Origin of the sequence: Wylensekiella montiformis, from assembly GCF_009697385.1 — a bacterium.
In the GTDB taxonomy this organism is placed as follows: Bacteria; Bacillota; Negativicutes; order Selenomonadales; family Selenomonadaceae; genus Selenomonas_A; species Selenomonas_A montiformis.
This window is the reverse complement of record NZ_VUNL01000006.1, coordinates 119048-139392: the sequence shown is the minus strand read 5'-3', so window position 1 is coordinate 139392 and position 20345 is coordinate 119048. Positions and strand designations below refer to the sequence as shown.

20 protein-coding genes are annotated in these 20345 nt (G+C 52.3%); 13 read left to right on the top strand and 7 right to left on the bottom strand.

Annotated features, from left to right (window positions below; all coding sequences use genetic code 11):
- Positions 1 to 78: 78 nt before the first annotated feature.
- The 4 genes from FYJ78_RS06925 to tadA all read left to right on the top strand — a co-directional run bounded on the left by FYJ78_RS06925 (position 79) and on the right by tadA (position 2410).
- Positions 79 to 240, top strand: a complete 162-nt coding sequence (locus FYJ78_RS06925; RefSeq protein ID WP_154620666.1) for a rubredoxin — start codon at positions 79 to 81, stop codon at positions 238 to 240.
- A 261-nt stretch (positions 241 to 501) separates the two neighbouring features.
- Entirely contained in the window at positions 502 to 1470 is a 969-nt protein-coding gene (locus FYJ78_RS06920) for a malate dehydrogenase (RefSeq protein ID WP_154620665.1), read from the top strand.
- A gap of 120 nt (positions 1471 to 1590) precedes the next feature.
- Positions 1591 to 1914, top strand: a complete 324-nt coding sequence (locus tag FYJ78_RS06915; protein WP_154620664.1) for a hypothetical protein — start codon at positions 1591 to 1593, stop codon at positions 1912 to 1914.
- Between the two features lie 10 nt (positions 1915 to 1924).
- Entirely contained in the window at positions 1925 to 2410 is a 486-nt protein-coding gene (tadA, locus tag FYJ78_RS06910) for a tRNA adenosine(34) deaminase TadA (protein ID WP_235899919.1), read from the top strand.
- Positions 2411 to 2436: 26 nt separating this feature from the next.
- Here tadA and FYJ78_RS06905 read toward each other — a convergent pair whose 3' ends face one another.
- Entirely contained in the window at positions 2437 to 3141 is a 705-nt protein-coding gene (locus FYJ78_RS06905) for a tetratricopeptide repeat protein (protein ID WP_154620662.1), read from the bottom strand.
- A 64-nt stretch (positions 3142 to 3205) separates the two neighbouring features.
- Between FYJ78_RS06905 and FYJ78_RS06900 the strand changes: the two genes are divergently transcribed.
- Positions 3206 to 4912 (top strand): phosphoethanolamine transferase family protein, encoded by a 1707-nt coding sequence (locus tag FYJ78_RS06900; protein WP_328597669.1) that lies wholly within the window; start codon positions 3206 to 3208, stop codon positions 4910 to 4912.
- 4 nt (positions 4913 to 4916) lie between these two features.
- Here FYJ78_RS06900 and FYJ78_RS06895 read toward each other — a convergent pair whose 3' ends face one another.
- From FYJ78_RS06895 to FYJ78_RS06875, 5 genes are all read right to left on the bottom strand, one after another.
- Entirely contained in the window at positions 4917 to 6539 is a 1623-nt protein-coding gene (locus FYJ78_RS06895) for an ATP-binding cassette domain-containing protein (RefSeq protein WP_195847898.1), read from the bottom strand.
- The gene (locus FYJ78_RS06890; RefSeq protein WP_154620659.1) at positions 6523 to 8148 is read right to left on the bottom strand and encodes an ABC transporter ATP-binding protein/permease; all 1626 of its coding nucleotides are present in this window, start codon (positions 8146 to 8148) and stop codon (positions 6523 to 6525) included. The genes FYJ78_RS06895 and FYJ78_RS06890 overlap by 17 nt, the downstream gene beginning before the upstream one ends.
- A 19-nt stretch (positions 8149 to 8167) precedes the next feature.
- Positions 8168 to 9187 carry a cytochrome d ubiquinol oxidase subunit II gene (gene cydB / locus FYJ78_RS06885; RefSeq protein WP_154620717.1) on the bottom strand — a complete coding sequence of 340 codons (1020 nt, stop codon included), beginning with the start codon at positions 9185 to 9187 and terminating at the stop codon, positions 8168 to 8170.
- Positions 9187 to 10554, bottom strand: a complete 1368-nt coding sequence (locus tag FYJ78_RS06880; protein ID WP_154620658.1) for a cytochrome ubiquinol oxidase subunit I — start codon at positions 10552 to 10554, stop codon at positions 9187 to 9189. Before FYJ78_RS06880 ends, cydB begins: the two co-directional genes overlap by 1 nt.
- Before the next feature lie 114 nt (positions 10555 to 10668).
- A complete protein-coding gene (locus tag FYJ78_RS06875; protein ID WP_154620657.1) occupies positions 10669 to 11844 on the bottom strand; it encodes an HAD family hydrolase in 1176 nt (391 codons plus the stop codon).
- A gap of 146 nt (positions 11845 to 11990) precedes the next feature.
- On the opposite strand from FYJ78_RS06875, the gene ispE reads away from it, so the two are divergent.
- The 5 genes from ispE (at position 11991) to FYJ78_RS06850 (ending at position 16844) form a co-directional block, all read left to right on the top strand.
- A complete protein-coding gene (ispE, locus tag FYJ78_RS06870) occupies positions 11991 to 12857 on the top strand; it encodes a 4-(cytidine 5'-diphospho)-2-C-methyl-D-erythritol kinase (protein WP_328597668.1) in 867 nt (288 codons plus the stop codon).
- A 33-nt stretch (positions 12858 to 12890) separates the two neighbouring features.
- Positions 12891 to 13652, top strand: a complete 762-nt coding sequence (locus FYJ78_RS06865) for a GntR family transcriptional regulator (protein WP_154620656.1) — start codon at positions 12891 to 12893, stop codon at positions 13650 to 13652.
- 3 nt (positions 13653 to 13655) lie between these two features.
- Positions 13656 to 15023, top strand: a complete 1368-nt coding sequence (gene glmU / locus FYJ78_RS06860; protein ID WP_154620655.1) for a bifunctional UDP-N-acetylglucosamine diphosphorylase/glucosamine-1-phosphate N-acetyltransferase GlmU — start codon at positions 13656 to 13658, stop codon at positions 15021 to 15023.
- Positions 15024 to 15173: 150 nt separating this feature from the next.
- On the top strand, positions 15174 to 16121 hold the full coding sequence (locus tag FYJ78_RS06855; RefSeq protein ID WP_154620654.1) for a ribose-phosphate diphosphokinase: 948 nt from the start codon (positions 15174 to 15176) through the stop codon (positions 16119 to 16121).
- A gap of 42 nt (positions 16122 to 16163) precedes the next feature.
- Entirely contained in the window at positions 16164 to 16844 is a 681-nt protein-coding gene (locus tag FYJ78_RS06850) for a Crp/Fnr family transcriptional regulator (RefSeq protein ID WP_154620653.1), read from the top strand.
- Between the two features lie 115 nt (positions 16845 to 16959).
- On the opposite strand, the gene trxA is transcribed toward FYJ78_RS06850, so the two are convergent.
- A complete protein-coding gene (trxA, locus tag FYJ78_RS06845) occupies positions 16960 to 17268 on the bottom strand; it encodes a thioredoxin (RefSeq protein ID WP_154620652.1) in 309 nt (102 codons plus the stop codon).
- Positions 17269 to 17521: 253 nt separating this feature from the next.
- Between trxA and FYJ78_RS06840 the strand changes: the two genes are divergently transcribed.
- The 3 genes from FYJ78_RS06840 to FYJ78_RS06830 all read left to right on the top strand — a co-directional run bounded on the left by FYJ78_RS06840 (position 17522) and on the right by FYJ78_RS06830 (position 20343).
- On the top strand, positions 17522 to 18355 hold the full coding sequence (locus tag FYJ78_RS06840) for an undecaprenyl-diphosphate phosphatase (protein ID WP_154620715.1): 834 nt from the start codon (positions 17522 to 17524) through the stop codon (positions 18353 to 18355).
- Positions 18356 to 18488: 133 nt separating this feature from the next.
- Entirely contained in the window at positions 18489 to 19109 is a 621-nt protein-coding gene (gene pth, locus FYJ78_RS06835) for an aminoacyl-tRNA hydrolase (RefSeq protein ID WP_154620651.1), read from the top strand.
- On the top strand, positions 19096 to 20343 hold the full coding sequence (locus FYJ78_RS06830) for a radical SAM family protein (protein ID WP_154620650.1): 1248 nt from the start codon (positions 19096 to 19098) through the stop codon (positions 20341 to 20343). Before pth ends, FYJ78_RS06830 begins: the two co-directional genes overlap by 14 nt.
- Positions 20344 to 20345 lie beyond the last annotated feature (2 nt).

Sequence of the window (20345 nt, the reverse complement as noted above, 5' to 3'; positions counted from 1 at the left end):
TACAGGCAGGAGTTTTCATAGAAAGGGAGAATTATTCTTTATAGCGAAAATGAGTAGATAAGTTTGGGAGGAACGCTTATGAAGATCTGGGTTTGTTCCGTATGTGGTTGGATTTACGATGAAGCAAAGGGAGATCCGGATTACGATCTGGCTCCGGGCGTGAAGTTTGAGGATCTGCCGGATGATTTTGTCTGCCCGCTTTGCGGCGTCGGCAAAGATATGTTTGAAGAGCAGTCCTGATACACAGCGGAATGGACGGGGAAGGCTTACCGTTAAGTCTTTCCCGTTTTTTCTTTTTATAGATATGGTCTAACAAATAATTATAGTTTATAGTAAAATAAAAAATATCGGGAAAAACGATTGATTTTTATTAGGTACTTTGTTATAATTTACACGTAGTGAATCATAAGCAGGATTCATGATATTAGGCATTCCGAAAGCGGTTTTCTTTATTGATTTTGCAGGGTAAACCGTTTCCAAATGATAAGGAGGCAATTTATTATGAAAGTAACAGTGGTTGGTGCAGGTAACGTTGGCGCTACCGTGGCAAATGTTCTGGCAGGAAAGAATTTCTGCAGCGAGGTCATGCTCGTAGATATCAAGAAGGGCTATGCAGAAGGCAAGGCCATGGATATCATGCAGACGTCTCATCTGCTTAACTTTGACACAACGGTTATCGGCGTTACGGCTGAGATCGGTGATGAGAACGGCTATGCTCCGACGGCTGGTTCCGATGTGGTCGTCGTTACTTCCGGTATGCCGCGCAAACCGGGTATGACCCGCGAAGAACTGATCGGTGTTAATGCCAAAATCGTCAAGGGTGTAGTGGATCAGGCTGTGAAATATTCTCCCAATGCGATCTTCATCATCATTTCCAACCCGATGGACACGATGACTTTCCTGACGCTGAAAGATTCCAAGCTTCCGCGCAACCGCGTCATCGGTCAGGGCGGCATGCTTGACAGCAGCCGTTTCCGTTATTTCCTGTCCAAGGCATTGGAGAAGGCCGGCTATAAGGCAACTCCGACGGATATTGACGGAATGGTTATCGGCGGACATAACGATAAGACGATGGTTCCGCTCACGAGCATTGCTACGTACCGCGGTATTCCTGTCACGGAATTCCTCTCCAAGGAAGCATTGGATGATGTTGTTGCTCAGACGAAGGTCGGCGGAGCTACGCTTACCGGGCTGCTGGGTACTTCCGCATGGTATGCGCCGGGCGCTGCTGCTGCTGCTATGGTGGAGGCAATCGCACTGGATTCCAAGAAGCTCATGCCTTGCTGTGTCTATCTTGATGGCGAGTATGGCGAAAAAGACCTCTGCGTCGGCGTTCCGGTTATTCTCGGTAAAGACGGCATGGAGAAAATCGTTGAGCTCAAGCTTGAGGGCGATGAGAAGGCGAAGTTCGAGGCCAGCGTACAGGCTGCGCGCGACACGAATGCCAAACTCGATGAAGCACTCAAATAATTCTCTTTTTGCGAGAGACAGAAAAAGGTTCCTGCTGATTGGGCGGGAACCTTTTTTCTTGCAATACTTAATTTTGAAGAGAAGAATGACGATATATTACATGAAGAGGCCGTTGGGGCGATGAGGAAGAACGATGCTTCGAAGGAGGTGTTCATCATGATTGACCGCATTGAGCGCATTGCTGGAATTAAGGGGATCGCGAAGGGAATCGACCGTTTTTTTAAACGCAGGGAAGGCTATGATGACACGCGCCGGGACCGGAAACAATTTTCCCGTATGCTGAGTCATGAGATGAAGAATCGGAATTCTGGCGAGGAGCAGGCAGATTCTGAGCTGACGGAGGCTTATCGTCTGGATCTTTCGGTCAGACCCACGCAGTCTCTGTTTTATGAGGAGAAACCGGATCTTCGCGAGGCGGAAAGGAAAACGCATGACGCTGGATGACAGGAAGTATATGATGATGGCCTTGCAGGAGGCACAGAAAGCCTATGATCTTGAAGAGGTGCCGATTGGAGCTGTTTTGGTAGATGAAACGGGGCAGGTGGTGGCCCGCGGTCACAATATGCGGGAAACTTGGCAGGATGCAACGGCTCATGCGGAGCTTATTGTGATTCAGGAAGCCTGCCGCCGTTTGGCACGCTGGCGATTGTCCGGCCTTACGCTTTATGTGACGATTGAGCCATGCCCAATGTGTGCCGGAGCAATCGTCATGAGCCGGTTAGACCGTGTGGTGTACGGAAGCACAGATGCGAGGGCGGGCGCCTGTGAGTCGGTGTTCAATATACCGGGCAATGAAGCCTTGAATCATTGCCCGGATATTACGGCAGGAGTTATGCAGGAAGAATGTGCTGGAATGATGAAGCGCTTTTTCCGGGAGCGGAGGGCAAAACGGAAGGCAGAAGCCATGCAAAAAAAAGCGGAGCGCGATTGTTGTGAGTAACAATCGATGCTCCGTTTTTTTTCGTATCAGATATCCCAGTGCAAGGTATCCGGATTCGGCGTCGCATGATCTACTTCACTTAGAATCCAGGACGCATTGTCGTGCGTGGCTGAAAATGCCTTTTCCAGACCGGCCTGATACTGCGGGGGGATTTCCATGGCATGGATGGCCATGTGCATATAATCCTTGGCAATGAGCGTTGTACCGCGCTCTGCCGCCAGCTGGGCTTTGAAGCGGTATCCATAGTAGAGATAGCTGTTATGGAGCGCGGGGATATCCTGATAGGCGGCGATCCGTTCGTCTGCTTCTGCTTCGGCATCCTGAGTCATATCCATCCGGTGCATCAGATTCCAGCGGTCAGCCCATAGCTCACCGCGCAGGATGTATTTGTAGAGAAAATCGGTCGATTCTGCCAGCTCAATGGCCAGGTCGATATGGCGGAGAGCAGGCTCGTTCTGCCCCTGTTCTCTTTCCAATGAACTTAGACGCTGCAGGGCATAGACTTTTTCTTCTACATCCTCAGCCGATTCTTCTTGAATCGGTTCTTCGACAATACTGTGAAAAAGCTCCATGGCCTCATCGGTGTGATCGATGCCTTTCATGGAAAGAAAATGCGCCAGACGAGCGCGGGCATGCCAGTTGTCCATTCCGCCGGCAAAGAGGGTCTCCGGCGGTTTAGCCGGCGTTTCCATTACGATATGTACGAGTTTATGAAATTCTTCCTGCGTCATGAAAAAAGCCTCCCAAATGTTGTATAATGAAATCATTATATCATGTTTGAGGGAGGCTTTTCCAGTGCATAGCAAAGCAGCGATACTGAAACTGTGGGCGCGGATACAGCAGATTGCAGAACAGCGTCCGGGGCTGGTTTTCAGTTTGTTTGTTCTGAATTTTTCTCCGATCGTCTGGCAGAATATCCACATGTACCGATGGGATCAGCTGGGTGTGCTTTTTGTGGATGCGGTTTTTCTTCTGGCTGGCGTGATGGTGTTTGTCCTTATTGTGGAACTTCTGCCATATGTATGGCTGCGCCGCCTCCTTGCCCATACTGCGTTGCTGGTTTCCCTGCTGCTCAGCCTGCTGGAATGGTTTTCGATCTATCAGTATCAGACGCTGGTCGGAGCGGGAATTGTTACGGCGGTTTTGCAGACGAATGTTCATGAGGCCGGAGAATTTTTGCGCATGTACATTGGCGTCCGGGGCGTGATTGTGTTTCTGGGCATTGTGGCGCTGTCCGGGCTGTTATGGCGCTTTTTAAACCGGCAGCGGCTGTCGGCGCCTTCAAGACACAAGCGCAGCCGGATTCTTCCGGTCTTTCTGCTGGCTGGATCGGGAGCCGGCCTTTGTCTTTTGCATTCGTATCATTCTTTTATCGTTAACGATTCTCTGGATATTCCTGTTGTCCGCATGACGCGTTCGGCGGATACAGCTATCCGGAATATCCGTGCCTTCGAGAAGCTTCGGGAAGAGGCTGCTGACGATGTGACGATTACGGAAAACGGCAGTACGGTTCCCTATGTCGTCTTTATATTGGGGGAATCAACGAATCGGGACCGGCTGCATCTTTATGGATATCCGCTGGAAAATACGCCGAATCTCGATGAACTCAATCAAAAAGGGGAACTGGCGGTATACCGGGATGTAATCAGTCCGCAGAGTGCTACGGTGGCTGTGCTTCGGGAGCTCTTTACGTTCCATGACGTCGAATCGGATCGGGAATGGTATCAATGCAATAATCTCATTGATGTGATGAAGGCGGCCGGTTATCGCACGTACTGGCTGTCTAATCAGGAAAGCTCCGGGATATGGGGGAACGTTGCACAGCTGTTCGCACAGCGCAGCGATGTCCGTCAATATACGCAGCTCCGGGAGTCTCACGAAGACAGCGGGCGTTTGGATGAGGAGTTGTTTCCTTTGGTGGAACAGGCGCTGCAGCATCCAGCGGGAAAAAACTTTTATGTTCTGCATCTCATGGGGGGACATGGCCTATATTATATGCGGTTTCCCTATCTGTTTACGAAATTCACAAAGGACGATGTTCCTCCGTCGCAGGATGCTCTGACGGAGGAGAAGCGGGTGGAAATCGCCCAGTATGAGAATGCGATGTTTTACAATGATTTTGTAGTCAGTTCGTTGATGGGGATGTTCCGGGATAAAGAAGCGATTGTCATTTATCTGCCGGATCATGGGGAAACCATCTATGATGACGGCAGCAATTTTTCTGGTCATGTCGAGGAGAATCCCAATCATCAGCAGGTAGAAGTCCCGCTGATTTTCTGGGCATCCCCGTCTTATCGGCAGAAACATCCTGAGAAATGGCAGGCAATTTGTGCTGCGGTTCATCGTCCGTATATGACGGATGACATGATTCATACTATTCTGGATATACTGGATATCCGGACTCCTGAATACAATGCGGCCAAGAGCGTGATTAACCCGTCTTTTGATACCTCGCGCAGGAGAATGATCCGTGGGCGGGATTACGATCAGGTCATGCGATGATTTCTTAGCGGAGCCGTATGACCTGCTGAACCCGGGAAAGAGCCAGCGGGTCATGCGTGATGAGGAGCAGTGTCTGTTTCTGGCGGTCCAGATACAGGAGAATGCGGTTCATCATGATGGTGGCCGTTTTCTGATCCAGTCCGGCTGTTGGCTCATCAAGCAGCAGAATTGGAGCCTGACTGGCAAGTGCTAATGCGGTGAGCAGACGATTTCGCTGTCCGCCGGAAAGGTGCGATCCATTTTCGCCCGGCGGTGTTTCGATCCCTTGCGGAAGATGTTCGATCAGATTGTCCAGATTGGCAAGGTGAAGGAAAAAATGGATTTGTTCTTCAGAAATACCGGGATGAAGCCGGGTGAAGCAATCGCGGATGGACCAGGGGAAAATAAAGCTTCCCTGCAGAGAAGATCCGAAAAAGGAACGAATACAATCGGCCGTCATATTGGCCGTATCCCGGCCTTGTACGAGAATCTTTCCGGAATCCGGCGCCCAGAAAGCAGTGAGCAGCCCGGCAAGTGTGGTCTTGCCGCAGCCGCTTTCGCCAACGATTGCCGTATGTTGTCCGGCATGGATGGTGAAGGAGAGATGCTGCAGAACCGGGACGCCTGGCTGATAACTAAAGCCAAGGTCCTTTACCGCAAGCAGGGGAGCGGAAAGAGAAGGAGGCTCCTCTGCTTGCGGTAAGGGCGGAGCGGGAAGCGGTGCCATCCGCTGAAGCGCTTTGCGGGTCAGATGCCACTGACGCATGGCGGGGGCGGTGGAACGGAGTTCGGTCAGGAATGCCGTTCCCAGCATCAGCCAGACACCGCAGCCGATGAAAGAAAGGCTGCCGGATAAGACCGCCTGGCACAGGAGGAGAAAGAAAAAAAGGAAAAAGCCGGCATCAAATATTTGCAGGAAAAAATCGGTTCGCGACAGGCGGCGTTGGCGGGCCAGCAGGCAGCAGCCGAAGGCTGATGCCTGCCGGTTCAGCCGCAGAAGAACCTCCGGACGATTTCCTCCTGCTCTCAGTTCGTCTTGTCCTGCTGCAAGATCGAGCAGAGCGGATCGGTAGACGGATTGTTCCTTTTCGTCGGGGGCTGTGCGGTCGAAGATCAGAGGAAGCAGAAGATGAGGGATCGGAATGAGTAGAAAAAGTGATGCTGCGGCAGGGCAGAACGGAAAAAGAGCCGCGCATCCGGCCAGCGCGAGGAGCAGAACCGTGACCGGAGGAAACAAGCAGCGCAGATAAAAATCGCGCAAAGTGGCACATCCTGTGGTAAGCGTCTGCAGAAAGCTTCCCTGTGCGATTGCTCCGCTGCGAAGCGGCAGAAGCCGGGCTGCTATATCGTAAAGGTGAAGCTGCAGTTCCGTATAGCAGTGAAAGGCGAGCCGGTGAGACAGCCAGCGTTCGAAATAGCGGAAAACGGCCCGGCCGATTCCGCAGGCCCGTACTGCAGTAATGCCCAGCGTCAGTGCCGCCAGAGGCGGCTGAAGTGCGGCGGTGGCGATCAGCCAGGCGGCCGCTCCGATCAGTCCCATGGCACAGAGTGCGGAAAGCAGTGCTGCTGTCAGGGGGATGACGTATGAAGAAAAAGAGACAAGGCGGAGCAGCTCCTTCAGACGGCGGTAATCAGTTGTGGTGGTCATAGGGCAAATCCTCCGGAGGTTCAAGATGAATCTGGTGGTCGGCCAGGGCAATGACTGCCGGGCGATGTGTGGCAATGACAATCGTGCGGCCGCGATGGAATGCGCATAGCGATTGAAGAACCTGCTGCTCGGTTTCCCTGTCCAGACCTGCAGTAGGTTCATCCAAAAGAAGCAGGGGGCGGTCCTGCAGAAAGGCCCGGGCAAGTCCAAGACGCTGGCGCTGGCCGCGGGAGAGGGGCTGACCGCCGTCTCCCAGTTGTGTGTCCATGCCGTTCGGAAGCGATTTGGCCCAGCGGTCCAGCAAAGCCATCCGGAGCGCATACCGCAGGGGGCCTTTGGGCGCGGAATGAAATAGCGTGAGGTTGTCAGCCAAAGAAGCGGCGAAAAGATGCGGTGTCTGCGGAACATAGGAAACGCCATTTCCCCCGGTTCGGCAGATCATGGTACTGCAAGCGGGGAAAAGTCCGGCGATCAGTTTCAGCAGCGTGGTTTTTCCTGTCCCGCTCGGTCCTGTGATTACGGTGATCTTTCCCGCCGGTATTTCTGCGCTGAGTCCATGAAAGAGATCGGTCTGCGCAGAAGGATAGCGCCAGAATAACGAACGTATGGAAATAGATGTCGGGGCAGCTTTCTGCCGAACTTCTGCCGGCGAGGAAGGCTGAAGTTCGGCCGGCTGGAATATCCCTTCCTGCTGCAGCCGTTTTTTTGCTGTTACTGCCGTCATGACCGAATGAAATGCTGCGGCGATTTGGCGCAGCGGCTGGTAGAATTCTGGTGTCAGCAGCAAAATGAAAAAAGCATGTTGGAAGTCTATACGTCCGGCCAGAAGGCGAAGACCAATACTGACGGCTATGATTGCGATGGACAGCGTGGTGATGAGCTCAAGCACGAACGAAGAGAGAAACGCAAGGCGCAGAACCTGAAGCGAGGACTGGGCAAATGCCTCGCTGAACTGTTTCAGCTGCAGGCGCTGGGCCTGCTCCTGACGGAATCGTTTCAGTACCGGCATGCCGGATAACAGAATACGGAATCCGGCGGATAATTCTTCTAAATGGTGCCATTCACGTCTGCTGGCGTTTTGCGTGACCTGTCCGGTCAAATAGAGAAGGAAGGGAGCAATCGGCAGCGTCGCCAGAAATAGCAGGGCGGATAATCCGTCCGTCATCGCGGCCGCAAGCAGAATAACCGGCAGCACGATGAGCAGTGAGAGAAGCTCCGGCAGGACGCGGGTCAGCATGGGAGCCAGCGCATCGATGGTTTCTATCGCCAGAACAGGCAGTGTGCCTGCCTGTTTTATCGGCTGACACAGAATGTGCCGGTGAAGGTGCTGACGGCAGATATAGAGCAGGTTCGTTGCCAGACGCAGACATTTTTTTTGCCGGTAATGATTGGACAGGGCTTTGAAGACAAGCGCAAGAAACAGCACCAGAAAATCTGGTGCTGTTTCTTTTAGGGAATGAAAGGAGGAGAGGAAAAGGCCGTTCAGGATATTGGTGCATTCCCAGGCTGTCAAAACGGTAAGCAGGACGGAGGCCATTTCCGCTCCGGCCGCTTTGAGCAGGATGCGGGCATGCTGCCGTATCCATGAAGTCCATGAAAAGAGATTCATACGTATGTTTTCCTATCGGTTAATAATCTTCCTGTGCTTCCGTATCGCGAGCCGAAACGCGCTGACGGAAGATCCAATACGTCCATCCCTGATAAAGCAGGATGCACGGAACCAGACAGAGCGCGGCAATCGTCATAATGGACAAGGTGTATGGTGTCGACGCTGCGTTGTAAATCGTAAGACTCCAGTCTGGGTTTAGCGTCGAGATCATGAGACGTGGGAACAAGCCGGCAAAAAACGCGGCCGTAGTGCATACGATAGACAGCGAGCTGCAGATGAAAGCTGTGCGGAACACAGAGCGGTACAGCAGCAGGAGACCGGCCGCAAAGAAGAGCCCTGCTGCAGAGAGAAGGACGATTGCTGCTGGCTTCTGAAGAAGATCTGTGTCGGTCAGCGTGAGTAAAAAGCAGAAGATAAAGGCGGGAACCGCCCAGCTGCCGGCCCGGATGGCTGCCTGACGAACCTTGAGGATCAGCCCCTGACCGGCGAGGCGCTGCGTGAGGAACGCGGCGCCGTGAAAGAGAAAGATCAGCAGAAAGGTGAGACCTCCTATTACGGTATACGGCGTGAGCAGCGTAAAAAACGTTCCGCGGAAGATCATTTGTCCGTCGATGGGCAGCCCGCTGAACAGGCCGGTAACCGCCACGCCCCAAAGAAAGGCCGGGACAGCACTGCCAAAGCAAATCGCGCCATCCCAGACCCGCCGCCAGCGGGGATTTTCTGTGCGTCCACGCAGCTCGAAAGCAGCGCCGCGCAGAATCAGTGCCGTCAGCATCAAAAACAAAGCAAGATAGAATGCGCTGAACATGGTGGCATAAACATGGGGGAATGCGGCGAAAAGCGCTCCGCCGGCAGTAATCATCCATACTTCATTTCCATCCCAGACCGGGGCGATGGTGCGCAGAATTTGAGAGCGCTCCCGATCCTGTTCACTGAGAAAGGGCATCAGCATGCCAACGCCGTAATCGAACCCTTCCAAAAAGAAAAAACCGGTGAAAAGGACCGCAATGAGCACAAACCAAAGGATATTGAGATCCATCATACATTCCTCCCTTCATCTGCTACCGTGGTCTGACGAATATAGCGAAGGGCGATATAGAGCGCTATAGCGGCCAGAACCAGATAAAGCACCGTGAAACCGATCATAGTCAGCCAGACCTCTCCTGCCGTAAGGTTCGGGGAAACGGCTTCTGCCGTGCGCTGCAGGCCAACGACAATCCAAGGCTGACGTCCTGCCTCAGCAATATACCAGCCAACGGAATTCGCGATAAAGGGAAGCGGCAGAAGAAAAGGTAAAATGCGCAGCAGCCAGGGGCAGGCCAGCGGCCGACCGAGGAAGGCCAGAGCACCTGCTGCAATGGTAATCAGCATCATCAGAGCACCTGCTGCGATCATGATGCGGAAGCTCCAGAACAGTCCGCGCACGTCCGGACGGTAATCGCCGGGGCCGTATATCTTTTGATATTCCTGCTGAAGCTGGTTGATGCCCTTCACTTCACCGGACGGTTTGTTGTAAAGCATGAAGGAAAATACACCCGGCACGGCAAGCTCCGCATCGTTGCGGCTTTTTTCTTCATTGATATCTGCGACAATGGCGAAGGGGGCAGGATCCGCTGTTTCCCATAGCGCCTCCATCGAGGAAAGCTTCATGGGATTGGCTTCCGCAAGATACTGGGCATGGAGATGACCACTGCCCATGACGCCGGCCAGACCGATCATTGTGAACAGGGCTCCGGCCTTGAGTGTTTGCGTAAACGCATAGCGGGAAGCTTCATCATGCAGAATCTTCCAGGCGGAAGCGGCCAGTATGACAAAACCGGCCGTGGCAATACCGGAAAACAGCGTATGCGAATATTCACCGACCACATAGTGATTCGTGATCAGGGCGAGAAAATCCGTCATGACAGCGCGGCCGTCCTGAACAGCGAAGCCGACCGGATGCTGCATAAACGAGTTGGCAACCAGAATCCAGAAGGCGGAAAGGTTGCTGCCGATTGCCACGATCCAAATGCAGGCGCAATGCAGCTTTTCCGAAAGACGGTCCCAGCCGAAGACCCAGATGCCGAGGAACGTGGATTCCAGGAAAAAGGCCGTCAGTGCTTCCATGGCCAGCGGTGCACCAAAAATATCTCCCATGAAACGGGAATATTCCGACCAGTTCATGCCGAAATGGAATTCCTGAACGATACCAGTAACAACACCCATTGCGAAATTAATGAGGAATAATGTGCCGAAGAAACGTATCAGCCTGCGGCTGACAGCTTTCCAGCGCGGCTTGCAGGTTCGTACATAGCACGTTTCGAGCAGAGCGAGGAAAATGGAGAGCCCGAGCGTAATCGGGACAAAGAGAAAATGGTATGTTGTCGTGATGGCGAACTGCCATCGGGATAAGAGCAGTGGTTCCATACAGTCTGCCTCCTTTTTAGGAAAATTGTTATTGATTAATACTAATTATATTATAAATCATGAAGATGGGAATTACAATGCAGAAACAAAAAAAGACTGCGAAAGCAGTCTGGTTTAAATGCGCAGGGAATGAATCAAAATGAGCAGACAGAGAAGCGATTGACCGGCGAATGCCGCAGCCGGAGAAAGGATGGCGGATGCGGCGGGAAGCAGGAGGAGCATCCAGCCGATTACGACAAAAAAGCGATTCTGCCGGACGCGTTTCATGGTGCGGCGGCTGATCCTGATCAGCTGAGGAAGGTCGTGCAGACTGCGCCCTGCGAGCAGGGCCGGATGTGATGGGCCGGGCGACGGAAGTTCTTCGTCTCCGAGTTTTAGCAACAAATCTGCCTGAAGTCCGGCTGCTTCCAGCCGTTGCAGACGGCACTCGGCCACGATTACGGTGGCGCCGTGGGCCTGCAGAATCTGAAATTCTCGCAGACGGGCTTCGTTCGTGAGATCGGCACGGAATTCGTCCAGGCCTGCTTTTTTCTGAACTGCGGAAGCTGTGCGCCGGCTGCAGCCAGTAATCATAATCAGGCGGAGTCCCATATCATGCAGGCGCCGCAAAGCCGTAATATTTTCCGGTGACAGGTCGTCGTCAAAAAGGAGCATGCCGCGGCATGCTTTCCCGTCTGCGACGAAGACCGGGAGCTGCCCGCGTTGGGAGAATTGATCTGCTTTTGTCAGCAATTCCGCGGGGATGATTACGCCTTCCTGTTGGAGCCAGGAGGATTTTCCTGCGCGCATGAGCGTGCGGCTGCTCAGTGCTTCGACTCCGCATGACGGAACTTCGTTGATGGCAGCCGGGATCTTTTGCTGTACGCCGCGCGCTTTGGCAGCGCTGCAGATGGCCTGACCGAGCGGATGAAGCGAGCTTTGCTCGATGGAAGCAGCCAAAGCAAGCAGGGAATGAGAGTCCGTCCCCTCCGGAATCAGACCGGTGAGATAAGGCTTTCCCTTTGATACCACACCGCAGCGGGGAAGAAGAATCGTGTCTGCCTGTGCCAATAGAGAGAGCGCTTTAGAACCGCTCAGGTTGATTGATGTACGGCGTGCCCGGGACATTCCCCGAATCAGGGGGAGACGGTGCGCAAGAAAGAGAGGAAGCGGAAGGGAGACGATCAAAACGGAAAGAAAGATATTGATGGCTGCGGAGGCAGAAGCCCCTTCGCTGTACCGATACAGACTGATAATGGCGGCCAAAATGGCAGCGGCGGAAAACAGAAGAATCCAACGATTTTTTTTCATGATGACGACCTCGATTGCATAATTCTGACTATTATTATCCTGCAAAAATAGGAAATGTGTCAATAGATTGCACAGAAACACTTGAACCCGCTCTCAAATATTGCTATTCTTATAAAGAATAAGAGTGAAGGGGGAACGGATACAGGGTGATCACAGTAGAAGGAAAGGCAAAAATAAATCTGACGCTGGATGTTCTGGGAAAACGGCCGGATGGATATCATGAGGTAGCGATGGTCATGCAGTCTGTCGCATTGCATGATACGATTGAAATGGAAAAAACAGAGGATGCGATTCAGCTTTCCATCAGTGTACCGTGGCTGCGTGCGGACGAAGGAAATCTTGCATGGCGGGCAGCGGATTTAATGCGCAGGACATACCAGCTGGATGGCGGCGTACGAATGCACCTGACAAAACGTATTCCTGTTGCGGCGGGGCTGGCCGGAGGCAGTGCTGATGCCGCAGCGGTGCTTCGCGGCATGAATGAGTTGTATGGGCTTGGGCTGCCCTGCCGAACGCTCTGTGACCTTGGGGCGTCGCTGGGCTCGGATATTCCGTTCTGCCTGATGGAGGGAACGATGCTGGCGACAGGACGCGGCGAGATTCTGAAGCGTCTGGAAGATATGCCGCTGACCTGGCTGGTCCTTGCCAAACCGCGCCTTTCGGTTTCTACGGCCTGGGCCTATCAGAATTATGATGCACAGGGTGCGGCGGTTCATCCGGATAATCAGCGGATTTGTGAGGAAATTGCCCGTGGAGACCGGAAAGCCATTGCCGGATTATTGTGCAATGTGCTTGAAAGTGTTACTATTAAAAAGTATGAGGTCATTTCCCGGTATAAAGCGATGATGCTGGAGCAGGGCGCGATGGCAAGCATGATGTCCGGCAGCGGGCCAACTGTGTTCGGATTGACTGAGAGCCGTGAGCGGGCAGAACGGATTGCAGGGGTTCTACGGCAGAATACGGATGCCGATATTTTTGTGACGCATACGACAGGGAAATTGACGAATGACTGAAACAGGAAACGACCAGAATTGAGGGAATTGTAAATGGACAAAAGACTAGCTCCAATCCGATTAGACAGCTACCAGCCTTTGCGTGAGGTGGTGTGCGAGTCTCTGCGCGAGGCAATCCGCAAAGGGATACTCAAGCCGGGAGAACGGATCATGGAGATCCAGCTGGCTGAGGAGCTGGGGGTGAGCCGTACGCCGGTCCGCGAGGCAATCCGCAAACTGGAATTGGAAGGTTACGTAGTCATGATGCCGCGCCGCGGAACGTATGTCGCCAACATGTCGATTCGGGATATCAATGAGATCTTCGAGATTCGTACAGCATTGGAATCGCTGTCCAATGGCCTGGCTGCCGAGCATATCACGGCAGATGAACTGGAGCATTTGCAGCGTCTGTTGGTGATCATTGGCAATTATATTAAAGAAGGAAACATGGATAAGATTGTTGAGACGGACATTGAGTTTCATGATACGATGTATCATGCTGCCCGAAATGGCCGGCTGGTCGGCATCATTTCTAATCTGCGCGATCAGCTGACTCGGTTCCGCACCTTGTCCATGTCGTATCCGGGGCGTCTGGAAGCTACTCTGGATGAGCATCGCACGATTGTGGAAGCGATTGCTCAGGGGGATAGAAAAGCGGCCAGCAAGGCCGCTGAGCGCCATATGGAAAATTCGGAAAAGACTTTGCTGAAAGCGATGGATGCCATGAAAAAGCAAAACGAATCCAGAGGGAAAACAAAATCCAGAAAGAAAAAAGCAGAGGACAAGCCGTGTTCTGCACAGATAAAGGAGCAATAAACGATGTCAGATTTAGTTACCGTAATCCTTGCCGCTGGCAAAGGAACCCGCATGAAATCGAAATTACCCAAGGTGCTTCATAAAGCCGCCGGCAAAGCAATGGTTCAGCATGTGCTTGACGCGGCAAAAGAAGCTGGTGCCAGAAGAAATATCGTGGTTACCGGGTTCGGCGGGGAGCAGGTTCGCGAAGCTTTAGCCGGTCAGGCGGAGTTTGTGGAGCAGAAGGAGCAGCTTGGTACCGGACATGCAGTCATGCAGACAAAGGAATTATTGAAGAATGAAACGGGAACCGTCATGGTACTCTGCGGCGACACTCCGCTGCTGACGGGCGGTTTGCTGAAGAAGCTTTATGATGCCCATCGCGAGGCTGGGGCAAAGGCGACTGTTCTTACGGCAATCATGCCGGATGCGACCGGGTATGGGCGCATTATCCGCACGCCGGCGGGAACGGTGCAGAAAATCGTCGAACATAAGGACGCGACCGAAGAGGAGCTTCAGGTGCGCGAAGTGAATTCCGGCATCTATTGCTTTGATGCGCGGGCTTTGTTTGCGTCGCTGGATCAGGTGACGAACGACAACGCGCAGGGGGAATATTATCTGCCTGACGTACTGGAGATTCTGCAAAAGCAGGGAGAAAAGATATGGGCGGTAGCAGCGGACGATTACGAATCGACACTCGGCATCAATTCACGCCAGCAGCTTGCCGGAGCGGAGAAAATCTTGCGCCGCCGCAAGAACGAGGAGCTCATGGCCGGCGGCGTTACGATCATGGATCCTGATACCACCTATATCGACTGCGATGTGGAGGTCGGACAGGATACGGTTATTTATCCGATGACCTGGCTGGAAAAGGGGACGAGAATCGGCATGCAGTGCGAGATCGGTCCTTCTGTGCGCCTGCAGAACGTCACGATGGGGAATCGGGTGACCGGCCAGTTCCTTTTTGCCCATGACTGCAGGGTAGACGATGATGTCCAGCTGGGACAGTTCGTTCATTTGCGTCCGGATACGCATATTTGCGACGGGGTTAAGATCGACAATTTCATCGAAGTCAAGAATTCAACCATCGGAAAAGGATCAAAACTGCCGCATCTTTCTTATATCGGCGATTGCGATATGGGTGAGCGCGTGAATATGGGATGTGGCACCATTACGGTCAATTATGATGGCAAGACGAAGCATCGGACGAAAATCGGCAATGATGCTTTTGTCGGCTGTAATTCGAACCTCGTTGCGCCGGTTACGATAGAAGACGGCGCTTATATCGGTGCCGGTTCGACGATCACAAAAACAGTTCCTGCCCGTTCATTGGCTATTGCACGCGCGCGCCAGAAGAACATTGACGGATGGACGGATAAGCGCGACCAATAAGGAAAGAATGGATGTTTTTGCATCCACATTTCGGGAAAGCTTTATGACAATTGGGTATAAACAGTGCTATACTGTTTTATATAAGGGTGGAATGATCTGCCCGGGAGAAGAAATTTTCTAGTAGAATATGGTTTGGAGGATTTTTACAAAATGGCTTTAGACACTGGAAACTTATGCATCCTGACCGGTAATGCGAATCCGGAGCTGGCAAAGGAAATCGCCGATCACATCGGTGTAAATCTCTGTGATGCATACGTCGGTCATTTCAACAACGGGGAAACGCAGGTCATGATCAGCGAGAGTATCCGCGGCAAGGATATTTTCATCATTCAGCCGACTTCTTATCCGGTGAATGACAACCTCATGGAATTGCTGATTATGGCGGATGCCTGCAAGCGCGCTTCTGCACACAGCATCACGGCTGTTGTGCCGTATTATGCCTATGCCCGTCAGGATCGCAAGACTCGCGGACGCGAGCCGATTTCCGCCAAGCTGGTCGCGAATCTGATGGTCACGGCTGGTGTGACCCGCGTGGTGACGGTGGACCTTCATGCCGGTCAGATTCAGGGCTTTTTCGATATTCCGGTGGATCATTTGGCCGCAGCACCGGTCATTGCCAATTATTTCCGTGAGCAGAAGCTGGAGGATGTTGTCGTCGTTTCCCCGGATCTCGGCGGAGTGACGCGGGCACGTGTTCTTGCAGACCATCTTCATGCGCCGATTGCTATCATTGAAAAACGCCGCCCGAAGCCGGGCTGTGCAGAGGTCATGAACCTCATTGGTGATGTGGAAGGAAAAACGGCTGTCATCATTGACGATATCGTTGATACGGCCGGTTCTCTTTGCGAGGGCGCCCGCGCACTGGAGAAACGCGGTGCCAAGCGGATCTTTGCCTCCTGCTCACATGCGATTCTCAGCGATCCCGCTGTGGCACGGATTAATGAATCCCCCATCGAGAAGCTTGTCATCACGAATACGATCCCGCTTCCGCCGGAAAAGAAATCCGAAAAGATCGTTACCTTGTCTCTGGCCGATGCCTTGGGCGATGTTATCATGCGTATCCAGAGTCATCGTTCCGTCAGCCAGCTGTTCCGTTAACGGCATGCCGTTTCATTCCGCATGGCGGAAGGAGTTTTTCCGATGAAAGAGAATCCGGTCTATACGGATCTGTTTATCCGGCATTTTAACTTTTGGCCGCATCTGTCCGGAAAAGAACGAAATCTGATCAGTACCCATACGAATCCGGTTCATTACGATCGGGGGGTTCAGGTTCATCAAGGCCCGTTGGATTGCATCGGCGTTATGCTGATCAAAAAAGGTCAGCTGCGTGTCTATACCATGTCGGAAGACGGGCGGGAAGTGACGCTGTATCGCCTGTTTCCTGATGATGTTGGCATTTTGTCGGCGTCCTGCGCACTGGATGCTGTTACCTTTGATGTCTATATTGATGCGGAGGAGGATACAGATGTCCTTTTGACGGATGCAACAGCATTTCGCCAGCTGGCTGATGCCAATATCTATGTGCGTTGCTATGGCTATGAACTGGCTGCACAGCGGTTATCAGACATGCTTTGGAAGATGCAGCAGGTGCTGTTTTTGTCAGCGGATCGCAGATTGGCAATCTTTTTGCTTGAGGAAAGTGAAAAGGAAGGCGGCGATGAAATTCATTTGACGCATGAGCAAATTGCCCGTTTTATGGGAACGGCGCGTGAAGTCGTCAGCCGTCTGGTGAAGTATTTCAGTCAGGAAGGCTGGATTAAAACGTCGCGCGGATGTATCCGACTGGTGGATCGTCAGGCGCTTGTCAGGAGGGCTGGATGAGGCCCGAAACCATGGCCTGTAGAAGGATAGAATATAGCAGAAACGACCCTTTCAGACCGGAAGAGAAATTCCGGTCTGAAAGGGTCGTTTTGGATTGTTCGGAATGCAGCTGCGTTCAACGAAGCAGTGCTTCTACTTGCTCCTTGGGAATGAGGCCGACGGATTCTCCGGCCTTTTCTCCGTTGCGGAAGACAACGAGCGTAGGGATGCTCATGACGCCAAAGCGGGCTGCCAGCTCCGGCTGTTCGTCGACGTTCACCTTGCCGATTTTTATGTCGCTGTGATCAGCGGCCACCTGATCGATGATCGGCGAGAGCATGCGGCATGGGCCGCACCAGTCTGCCCAGAAGTCGATCAGCACGGTTTGATGAGAATGCAGTACTTCTTCCTGAAAATTTTCTTTTGTGATAATCGTTGTGGACATGGTTGTTTCCTCCTGAACTATGGGTGGGATATTTTATTGGTATATGTGCAGGTCTTTCCTTGCTGTGCTTTGATTGTAGCAAAAGAAGAAGGGCGGATTCCGTAACCGGCTCACACAAAAGAATAAAATTTCAGCGAAAATCTTCCGGAAAGTCATGCATAGTCTTATTGGCTATGCTATAATGAAATCTGCTTGTGCACAGCTTTGTGCCGATTGATTATTCAGGAGGGAATTCACAGTGGATTTAAGTATTATGGAACTGATTAAGACCATTTTGTTCGGTGTGGTCGAAGGATTGACCGAATGGCTTCCTGTTTCCAGCACAGGACATATGATTTTGGTGGATGAGTTTGTCAGACTGGATGTATCCAAGCAGTTCATGGATATGTTTCTGGTGGTCATTCAGCTTGGGGCGATTCTGGCCGTTGTCGCTTTAAATTTTGAGAAGTTGAATCCGTGGTCATCCTGGAAGTCACGTCAGGAAAAAAAGGAGACGGTCCGCCTGTGGAGCAAGGTAATTCTCGCCTGCCTGCCGGCTGCCGTTATCGGTCTGTTGTTCAACGATTATATGGAAAAGCATTTCATGACTGCTCCTGTTGTGTCATTTACTCTGATTCTTTACGGCATCCTGTTTATCGTGGTGGAAAATTACAACAAACATCGCCGCCCGCGTATTTCGGATTTATCCAGACTGGATTATAAGACGGCATTCATTATCGGCGTTTTTCAGGTGCTGTCGCTGGTGCCGGGCACAAGTCGTTCCGGTGCAACGATCCTCGGCGGTATTCTTTTTGGCGCCAGCCGTTATGTGGCGGCGGAGTTTACTTTTTTTCTGGCCATTCCGGTTATGTTTGGTGCGAGTCTGTTGAAAATGGTTAAGTTTGGGTTTCATTATACCGGCGCGGAAATCATCATTCTGATCGTTGGCATGGTGACGGCATTTATTGTTTCTATTCTGTCCATTAAATTTTTGCTTAGTTATATTAAGACCAATGACTTCAAGGCATTCGGCTGGTACCGGATCGCGCTCGGCCTTGTCGTGCTGGCGTATTTGTTTCTGATCGGCGATCCTACTGCAGACTGCTGAGAGATATGATATAATAGGCAGGTAAAGGTTCCCCGCCGGGAAAGACGGCGGGGATTTTTTCGCAGGATCAAATGAAACCGAGTCGGGGGGAGTCTTATCACCCGTTAGCATCGGATAAAGGAGTTTGGCGGAGATGAAGATGATTGCAGGCCTGGGAAATCCAGGAAATGAATATGCGAAAACAAAGCATAATGCAGGATTTCTTTTTGTGGATGCTTTGGCCGGGCATCTTGGTGCTTCCGGATGGAAACAGAAGGAAAATGCGTTGGTGGCGGAGGCGCGGATCGGAGCGGAGAAGGTGCTGCTGGTCAAGCCTCAGACCTATATGAACGAGAGCGGTAGAGCGATCGGTCCGCTTATGGACTGGTATAAGCTGGAGCCGGAAGATCTGATCGTCGTTCATGATGATATGGATATTCCGGCTGGTGTGGTCCGCATCCGAAAAAAGGGAAGCGCAGGAGGACATAATGGCATTAAATCGGTTCTGGCGCATGTGGGCGATGAGCATTTTGTCCGGGTGCGTATCGGCATCGGACGTCCTCTTCCGGGCTGGACGGTTGTTCATCATGTGCTGGCGCCTTTTTCTGAGGATGAGGTACCGCGGGTAAAGGATGCGATACAATATTTGCTTCCTGCAGTGGAATGTATTGTGCAGGAGGGAGCGGATATGGCCATGAACCGGTTTAATCCCAGAAAAAAGAAAGCGGCTAAGGAAAAAGCGGAAAAGAGGGAGGAAACGCATGACGAAGTCTGACCGGATTACCGCGGTTTATGCGGATGAAAAGGGAAATATTCTGGATGCGCCGGGACTGACAGGGATGGGGCGGACCGGCAGAGAGAATGTCCGCCTGACGCCCGAAGACCTCATTCCCTTGCCGGAAAGCGCTGACCTTATGCTGCTGCCGGATCATCTCGCGGTGGGGATGAGCGGGGAAGGGGAAGTGTTGCCGATTCGCGGAATGGCTGTAGCGGCCATTCTTCCCGCCGGCTATACCAGATTGTATCTTCCAGCTTATGAACGGCAGGAAGGCGCAGCCCGCCTTCCGCTTTATGGTTATACGGCGGTTGTTGTTTATCGGGATGAGCTTTATTGTGCAGCGGTTTATACGGATGAAAATGACAAATGGGACCCTGCTCATTACAATACGAAGGAACTTAAGAAACTGGTTCGCCGCACCAAAAAAGACCTGCCGGGCAATCGCATTGTCGAACAGGTCGGAGGGTGCAGCTTGAAATGGCATTGCTGTACGGCGCAGAATCTGTTTTACCGCCGCTGGGAATGCGGGATTCCCACTTCTCCGGTTTGCAACGCCAACTGTTTTGGCTGCATTTCGCTGCAGCCGGCGGAATGCTGTCCTTCGCCGCAGGAACGGATTCGTTTTCGTCCGACACCGGAGGAGATTGCCGAGGTAGGTATTTATCATCTGTCCGTTGCACCTGATGGCATTATCAGTTTTGGCCAGGGATGTGAGGGGGAACCGTCTTTGGCTGCGGACAATATTGCGGCAGGGATTCGGCTGATTCGCGCGAAAACAGGAAAAGGCCAGATTAATATGAATTCGAATGCCGGCTGGACGGAGGGAATCCGAAAAATCGTCGATGCCGGACTGGATTCCCTGCGCGTGTCCATCATCAGCGCACGGGATGAGGGATATGATGCCTATTACCGGGCGAATTATCATTTGGAACAAGTCCGGTCGTCCATTCGGTATGCGCTCGATCATGGCGTTTATGTTTCGCTGAATCTGCTGTATTTTCCAGGATTCAATGATCGCGAGGAGGAGCTGGCTGCGTGGCAGAACTTTTTCCGTGAACTGCCGGTGCAGATGATTCAGGTACGCAACTTGAACATTGATCCGGACGCTTTTCTGGATATTATGCCGAAACCGGCCGGGAAAACAGTGGGAACGCGCGCCTTTTTGGAAACGTTGCATAAGGAATTCCCCCAGTTGGTGATAGGGAGCTTCAGTCATTACGTGGAGGGCTGAAA

Coding starts and splice junctions, on each gene's coding strand:
- FYJ78_RS06925 (WP_154620666.1), top strand. CDS start 79: ATGAAGATCTGGGTTTGTTCCGTATGTGGTTGGATTTACGATGAAGCA.
- FYJ78_RS06920 (WP_154620665.1), top strand. CDS start 502: ATGAAAGTAACAGTGGTTGGTGCAGGTAACGTTGGCGCTACCGTGGCA.
- FYJ78_RS06915 (WP_154620664.1), top strand. CDS start 1,591: ATGAGGAAGAACGATGCTTCGAAGGAGGTGTTCATCATGATTGACCGC.
- tadA (WP_235899919.1), top strand. CDS start 1,925: ATGATGATGGCCTTGCAGGAGGCACAGAAAGCCTATGATCTTGAAGAG.
- FYJ78_RS06905 (WP_154620662.1), bottom strand. CDS start 3,141: ATGACGCAGGAAGAATTTCATAAACTCGTACATATCGTAATGGAAACG.
- FYJ78_RS06895 (WP_195847898.1), bottom strand. CDS start 6,539: ATGACCACCACAACTGATTACCGCCGTCTGAAGGAGCTGCTCCGCCTT.
- FYJ78_RS06890 (WP_154620659.1), bottom strand. CDS start 8,148: ATGAATCTCTTTTCATGGACTTCATGGATACGGCAGCATGCCCGCATC.
- cydB (WP_154620717.1), bottom strand. CDS start 9,187: ATGGATCTCAATATCCTTTGGTTTGTGCTCATTGCGGTCCTTTTCACC.
- FYJ78_RS06880 (WP_154620658.1), bottom strand. CDS start 10,554: ATGGAACCACTGCTCTTATCCCGATGGCAGTTCGCCATCACGACAACA.
- FYJ78_RS06875 (WP_154620657.1), bottom strand. CDS start 11,844: ATGAAAAAAAATCGTTGGATTCTTCTGTTTTCCGCCGCTGCCATTTTG.
- FYJ78_RS06865 (WP_154620656.1), top strand. CDS start 12,891: ATGGACAAAAGACTAGCTCCAATCCGATTAGACAGCTACCAGCCTTTG.
- glmU (WP_154620655.1), top strand. CDS start 13,656: ATGTCAGATTTAGTTACCGTAATCCTTGCCGCTGGCAAAGGAACCCGC.
- FYJ78_RS06855 (WP_154620654.1), top strand. CDS start 15,174: ATGGCTTTAGACACTGGAAACTTATGCATCCTGACCGGTAATGCGAAT.
- FYJ78_RS06850 (WP_154620653.1), top strand. CDS start 16,164: ATGAAAGAGAATCCGGTCTATACGGATCTGTTTATCCGGCATTTTAAC.
- trxA (WP_154620652.1), bottom strand. CDS start 17,268: ATGTCCACAACGATTATCACAAAAGAAAATTTTCAGGAAGAAGTACTG.
- FYJ78_RS06840 (WP_154620715.1), top strand. CDS start 17,522: ATGGAACTGATTAAGACCATTTTGTTCGGTGTGGTCGAAGGATTGACC.
- pth (WP_154620651.1), top strand. CDS start 18,489: ATGAAGATGATTGCAGGCCTGGGAAATCCAGGAAATGAATATGCGAAA.
- FYJ78_RS06830 (WP_154620650.1), top strand. CDS start 19,096: ATGACGAAGTCTGACCGGATTACCGCGGTTTATGCGGATGAAAAGGGA.